Annotated in this window: 6 protein-coding genes and 2 pseudogenes; all 8 read right to left on the minus strand. The window is 71.9% G+C overall.

Annotation, left to right across the window (positions count from 1 at the left end; genetic code table 11):
* On the minus strand, positions 1-672 hold a 672-nt coding region (locus tag BJF79_RS29335; RefSeq protein ID WP_316043466.1), incomplete at its 3' end, for a DUF6801 domain-containing protein.
* 229 nt (positions 673-901) lie between these two features.
* Positions 902-2,530, minus strand: coding sequence for a WD40 repeat domain-containing protein (locus BJF79_RS53945; RefSeq protein WP_262402734.1), 1,629 nt, complete (start codon positions 2,528-2,530; stop codon positions 902-904).
* Complete coding sequence (locus BJF79_RS62160; RefSeq protein WP_075902226.1) at positions 2,413-3,006, minus strand: hypothetical protein; 594 nt, start codon at positions 3,004-3,006, stop codon at positions 2,413-2,415. The genes BJF79_RS53945 and BJF79_RS62160 overlap by 118 nt, the downstream gene beginning before the upstream one ends.
* A complete protein-coding gene (locus BJF79_RS55990) occupies positions 2,997-3,146 on the minus strand; it encodes a hypothetical protein (protein WP_158079325.1) in 150 nt (49 codons plus the stop codon). The genes BJF79_RS62160 and BJF79_RS55990 overlap by 10 nt, the downstream gene beginning before the upstream one ends.
* Positions 3,125-3,601, minus strand: a complete 477-nt coding sequence (locus tag BJF79_RS67415; protein WP_410050154.1) for a hypothetical protein — start codon at positions 3,599-3,601, stop codon at positions 3,125-3,127. The genes BJF79_RS55990 and BJF79_RS67415 overlap by 22 nt, the downstream gene beginning before the upstream one ends.
* A 179-nt stretch (positions 3,602-3,780) precedes the next feature.
* Positions 3,781-4,791 (minus strand): annotated as a pseudogene (locus tag BJF79_RS29355) (serine/threonine-protein kinase); the annotation flags it as partial.
* Positions 4,686-5,690 carry a cupin-like domain-containing protein gene (locus tag BJF79_RS29360; RefSeq protein ID WP_187357076.1) on the minus strand — a complete coding sequence of 335 codons (1,005 nt, stop codon included), beginning with the start codon at positions 5,688-5,690 and terminating at the stop codon, positions 4,686-4,688. The gene BJF79_RS29360 and the pseudogene BJF79_RS29355, both read right to left, overlap by 106 nt.
* Before the next feature lie 33 nt (positions 5,691-5,723).
* Positions 5,724-6,467 (minus strand): annotated as a pseudogene (locus BJF79_RS55995) (hypothetical protein); the annotation flags it as partial.

The raw sequence follows: 6,467 nt of genomic DNA on the forward strand, positions 1-6,467 counted from the left end.
CGGCGTCGGGGTCGGGGTCGGGGTGGGGGTCGGGGTGGTGCCGTCGACGATCTCGAAGGTGGCGAACGGCTCGTCCTGGCCCGGGTCCTTGGTGCACGCGACCTCTTGGCCGCCCGGCCAGACCTCGGTCCCGTCCGCCCGCTTCGGGTTGATCATCTGCGTCATGTCGCCGACGTGGATCTCACCCGGGCCGGTCTGGGTGAACACCAGCTGCGGCGCGGCGCCGGTGGCGATCAGGTCCCAGGAGGCGCCCGGGCGGTTCGGGACCTCGACGGTGTCGAACAGCGCGTCCACGGCGACCGGCAGCGACGGTGACTCCGGCACCGACAGGGTCGCCTGCGCGGTGGCCCAGCCCTCCAGCGTGGCGGCCTGCACGGCCCGCAGCCCGTTGTGGATGGTCGGGGTGATGTGCGCGGTCGCCTCGATCTGGAACGCCGGCGTCTGCTCGCCGACGGCGATCTCCGTGGGGATGTCGGACCGGACGTCCACGACGAGCGGCTGGTTGCCGATCAGCGGGAAGACGCAGTGGTAGTTGAGCGTCTGGTGGACGGGCTCCGCCATGGCGGGCGCGGCGGCGGCGACGCCGAGCGCGGTGAGGCCGAGACCACCGATGGCCGCGGCCGCGAGGCCGCTGACCGCGCGACGCGTACGGTTCTTGAGCTTGCCTTCCAACGTGATGCCCTTTCTGGACGGGACCCGGTGCATCAGGCGACGCACCGCAGAGTCGAAACGCCCCCCGAAAAATCAGATCTTGAAAAGCTCTGATATTCGTTGATGCAAGCTACTCAGCGTCCGGACAGGGTGTCTGTACTGGCCATTGACAAAAACTCCGCCTCCTTCACTCAACCCCTTCAATAGATACGACCACGTTTCTCAATTGGTCGAAGAGGCCGGAAATTTGTCATTTCCGATACAACGGCGAAGCCCCGTACTCACCCGGTGACAGAAAAAGAAGACCGGGCGGAACCGAAGTGTCCGCCCGGTACAAAGAAGCAGGCTCAGCGGCAGGCCGGACGGTACGGAACGTCCGGGACGTACCGGCGCCATTCGGCCTCGGTGAGGCCCTCGCCGGCCCGGTCGCAGATCTCCCGCACGGCGTCGCCGGGGTCGAGCGAGGTCTCCCGGACGGTGCCGTCGGTCCCGGCGGTGAGCATCCGCGTGCCGCCGTCGCGGAACGCGATGTCGAGCACCGGGCCGTTGTGGAGGGGGACCGGGCCGCCGAGCGGCCTCCGGGTCCGGACGTCCCAGAGGTGCAGGCGGCCGACGGAGTCCGCGGCGACGAGGAACCGGCCGTCCGGCGTGAAGGAGACGGCCACGCTGCCCGTGTCTTCCAGGGGGAAGGCGGGGTCCAGCATCTCGAAGCCCTCCATGTCGAACAGCCGGATCGCGGTGGCGCCGCGCTGGGCGAGCAGGCGGCCGTCCGGGCTCTGCGCGCCGATGCCGCTCCACGAGCTCGTGTAGAGGCGGCGGCGTTTCCCGTCGGCAGGGACACCAGGAGGGCGCCCTGCCCGTCCTGGACGATGATCGCCTCGCCGTCCGGTCGCATCATCGCCAGCCCCCAGCCGCCCTCTCCGGCGGCGGACCGGGCGACCAGGCGTCCGCTGGGCAGGTCCCGGACGAGGGTGGTCTGGCCTCCGTCGACGGTGTAGACGACGCGATCGCCGTCGCGGTCGAACGACACGCTGTTCGTCGGCGCCACCCCGCCGGGATAGGCGGGCCCGAGCGTCCGGGTCACCCGTCCGGTCTTCGGGTCGAAGAACCGGATGCCGCTCGGCCGGTGGCTGTCGTACACGTTGCGCCCGTCCGGTGTGAAGCCGACGAGGAGGTCCGGTTCCACCCCGCCGACCTTGTTCGGGACGGCCGGGCCCACCGGCTCGCCGGTGTCGACGTTCCAGGTCCGGACGGACGACAGGTCGCGCAGCGCGAAGAGGCGCCCGTCCGGGCTGAACGCGCCTCGGTGCCCCTCCACGGTGGCGGCGGGGTAGGTCAGCGACGCCTCGGGCCGGGTGTGCCGGGACACGTCGAACACGCGCAGCCAGGCGCCCTGCTGATCACCGTCGACGACGACCAGCGTGCGGTCGCCCGGCCCGAAGGCGGCCTGTCCGGCGTTGGCGTCGCGGGCGAACGTCTCGACCATCCCGTCGACCCGCCACATGCGCACCCCGTCCTCGCGGCTGACGCCGAGGAGGAACCGGCCGTCGGAGGCGAACGTCAGCGAGTGCGACCCGCGCAGGGTTCCGGTCAGCAGTGCGCCCCGGTCGTCCGTGCGCGGTTCGCCGGTAGCGGCGTCCCAGACGCCCACCTTTCCCTCCCCGAAGGCGAGCGCGACGGTCTTGCCGTCCCGGCTCAACGCGGGCGCCACGCGTTCACTGGTGTCGTGTTCACCGAGCGGTTCAAACGTCTCGATGGTGGTCAGCCGGCGGTGTTCCCGCAGGTCCCAGACTTCCACGTGGGTCTCGTCCGTGACGATCGCCGCGCGCCGGTTGTCGGCGCTGACCTCGGCCTGCAGGCCGCCGGGCACGCCCGGCACGGCCTCGCCCGTCCGGAAGTCCCACAGGCGCGTCGGCTCGGTACGCGTGCCGTCCTGCCAGTACATGCTGAGGCCGATGTCGCGGGTGGCAGTCGGGTGATGGACGCGGGGACGGGCTCGCCCACTTGGCGCTGTTTCTCCAGGTCCCAGAGGATCGTGCTCCCGCCGGGCCGGAAGGCGACGAGACGGCCGTCCGGGCTCACCGCCCACGGGTCGGTCTCGGCGGGCGCGCCGGTGAGGTCGATGGGACGCTCGCGCAACGTCGGAACGTCGATGAATTCGGCGCCTCGGTCGGGGGCGGCACCGATGTGCACGAGCCGCTCGCCGTCGGCGCTCAGCGACAGATTGGTCGCGGTGTGGTTCGGCTGGGCGGGGAGTTCCCGCACCGCGACGGCCTGCTCGAACTGGGCCGTCAGCACCTGGCCGCGCGCGTCGTCGACCGCCGCGATGCGCCACGCCGCCGCGCTCAGCAGCATCGCGCGCGCGGGTCCTCGTCCCGGACGGCCTCGGCGCGCGCGGCGACCGACCGCGCCCACGCCTCGTTGCGCTGCCGTTCGATGTCGCGGCGCTGCGACTCGATGACGCCGACGGCGATCAGCGACAGCACGAGGAACACGGCGGTCGCCGCGGCGGTGCGCGGCGGATCCGGGTCCGCCGCCGGTCCCGGGCGCGGCTCGCGGCGAGGAAGTCCTGCGCGGGGCCGCCGAGTCCGACCCGGGTCCGCTGCGTGGTGGCGAACTGCGCGGTCGAGGCCAGCGCGGTGCCTTGCAGCAGGTCGCCGGGCTTGCGGCCGTGCTCGTCCCAGAGGCGCGCGCCGCGGGCCAGCTCGTCCCGGACGCGCAGTCCTTCACGGTCGTCGGCGATCCAGGCGCGCAGGCGGGGCCAGGTGTGGGCGAGCGCGGGGGCGGCGAGGGAGCAGACCTCGCCGGCGATCTCGATCAGCCCGGCGGCCGCGAAGATCGCGAGGATCCGGTCGAGGGGTTCGGCGGAGCCGGGCGGCCCGGCGGCGAGCAGGTCCGCGCGCGGGACGGGCCGCGGCTCCCCGTCCGCGCCGACGAGCCCGAGCAGCAGGCACGGGACGAGCGGACGGTCGGCGTCGGGGACGTCGCGGCACGCGCGTTCACGCGGCCGTGCAGGGACGGGTCCGGCGCGTGCGACTCCGGGGGCCGGACGGCCGCGGCGATCCGGCTGCCCTCGCCGAGCAGCGCCGCCGCGTCGGCGCCGCCGATCAGCGCGAGGAGCAGTTCGGGGGCGGTCGGGCGGTCGTCCGGGTCGACGGCCAGCGCGCGGCGGACGTGCGTGCGGAGCGGCTCGTCCACGGCGGTGAGGTCGGCGTCGTCCGCGACGATGCGCCGCAGGGACGCGGCGAAGTCCGGCGCGCCGTACGGGGAGCGGCCCGTCGCGGCGAACACCACGGCGACGCCCCAGGCGAACACGTCGGCGGCGGGGGCGGCCCGCTCGCCGCGGAGCACTTCGGGGGCGGTGTAGCCGGGGGTGCCGATGACGCCTTCGGCGGCCGTCAGCGTCATGTCGTCGGTGCGGGCGATGCCGAAGTCGATGAGCCGGGGGCCTTCCGGGCCGATCAGGACGTTGCCCGGTTTGAGGTCGCGGTGGATGACGCCGGACTGGTGGATGGCGGTGAGCGCGGTGGCGATGCCGGTCGCCAGCCGCACCAGGTCGTCGCCGCCGTACGTGCCGGTCTCCAGCACGACGTCGCGCAGGCTGGGGCCCTCGATGAACTCGCTGACGATGTACGGGCGCGGGCCGTCGAGGTCGGCGGCCAGGATGCGGGCGGTGCAGAAGGACGCGGCGCGGCGGGCGGCGGCGACCTCCCGGCCCGCCTGCGCGCGCAGCCGCGGGCTTCCGGCGAGCCGCTCGTGGAACGCCTTGACCGCGACCCGCTCGCCGGTCTCGCCGTACGCCTCGAACACGACGCCCTGGCCGCCCGCGCCGAGCCGGCTCGCGAGCCAGTAGTCCCCGATCCGCTTCGGGTCTTCGGGGAGCAGCGGGGATCCCTGCAGCACCGTACGCCGTTCGGCCACCTGTGCTCCCGCCGCCTCGCCCGTCCGTTCGGTCCGTCCGGTCCGTTCGGTCCGTCCGTCGGACGTATGACGTCGATCAGTACGGGAAAGTTGACGGTTCGCGCGCAGCTTTATTAAAGGTGCTGGTAGGTGGTGTAGTTCTCCGCGAAGTCGTTGTAGCGGCGGAAGTTCGTGAAGCTCATCGTCGCCGTCGTGTCGAGGCCCTCTACGTAGTGCCACCAGCCGATCGGGATGAACAGCAGTTCGCCCGGCCCCAGCGTGCACTCGTGCACCTGCGCGTCGCGCATCTTCGGGAACCGCGCGTCGTCGACCGCGCTCGCGTCCACTTCGGAGTAGCAGTGGACGTTGTTGTAGATGTACGAAGTGTCGTGCAGCGGCACCAGCTTCACGTGCTTCCGGCCGATGACCTGCGCCATGAAGTTGTTCGTGAGGTCATGGTGGTACGGGGTTTTCGTGCCCGCCGGGCCGAGCCAGAAGAAACTCTTGTCGCGCGTGTCGCCGTCGAGGTATTCGTCGATCGGGTCGATGTCGGACCACAGGGCGTCCAGCGCGTCCTGATTCCGGGAACCGTTGTTCGCCGTCATGTAGAAGTCGTTCGTCTTCCCGGCCGACTCGACGAGGTCGAGGTACTGCCGGAACGGCATCACACGCTTGTGCCGCGGACCGTTGAGCTCATAGTTCTCGTCCGATTCGCGGCCGAACTGCACCTCGACCTCGCGGTCGCCGCAGCGGTCCCGGAAGTAGCCGAGGTTCCATTTCTCCAGCGCGGGCCACGACTTGAGCATTCCGGTGATGATGACCGGCCGGTTCTGCGCGTAGTACTCCTCGAAGAACTCGTCCCGGGACGGACGTTCCCGCCGTTCGACCACGCCGCTGTTCGCCCGCATCCGCGCGAGCCGCCCGTAGACGGTGAGCGTCCACTCGCGCTTGCGGAGCCGGTTGGCGACGCGCGAGCCGCCCTGCACGTACGGGCTCTCCAGCGCCGCGTCCACCTCGCGGGCCGCTTCGGCCGCCCCGAACTCGTTCCGCTCCAGCACCGCGCGGATCGCCTCCGGCGGGTTGCCCAGCAGCAGGTTCTCGGCGATCCAGCGGCGCCACTGCTCGATGGGAGGGGCCACGGTCTTCCTCCTTCGTTGGTGCACGGGAGCGGGTCAGCCGGCGGCGGACCCGGAACGGGACGGTTCGGGCAGCACCGGCGGGCAGCCGATCTGCGCGAACGGGAGGCAGGTGGTGCCGAGGGTCACGCGGAGCAGGTTCTTCGAGCCCGACACCGTCGCGTTGAACAGCGGGTCGAGGTCCTCGGCCGCGCCGCAGCCCTCGAACGGCGGGATCGCGAACGTCCCGTCCAGGACGCCGCCCTCCAGGATGTTCGTCATGGTGCCGGTGAGCTCGAACTCGGCGGGGACCGAGCTGCGGCAGCGGGCGCCGACGTCGAGGGGCGTCCCCTTCACACTGACGTCGTAGAGGCGGATCGACATCTTCATGTGCGCCTTGACCGTCTGGACGCCCGTCTCCAGGTTCGTGATCGCCTCGACGGCCCCGTAGACGGGACCGCCCGGCTCCAGCGGCACCTGGGTCAGCTCCATCGTCGCCGTCGTCGGCATGAGTCCGAACGTCAGGAACGTCGACCGCGACCGCAGCGGGGCGACGAACCGCTGCCGCAGCTCCGCGCCCGTCCGGGTGATCTTGTAGATGACGTTGGTGAGGACGGGATCGGCGAACTCGGGATCGTTGATGATCGTCGCGCCGTCCAGCTTCGTCACGTTCGAGAACCCGGACAGGTAGAGGCAGCCGGACATCCACGCGGAGTCCGGTCCCTCGTAGGTGCCGCACTCCTCCGGGGTCTCGGCCGGGGCGCCTCCGGCGCGGCGATCGCGCGGCGCGGCGGACGCCCC

It is taken from the genome of Actinomadura sp. CNU-125, assembly GCF_001942465.1.
Lineage (GTDB): Bacteria > Actinomycetota > Actinomycetes > Streptosporangiales > Streptosporangiaceae > Spirillospora.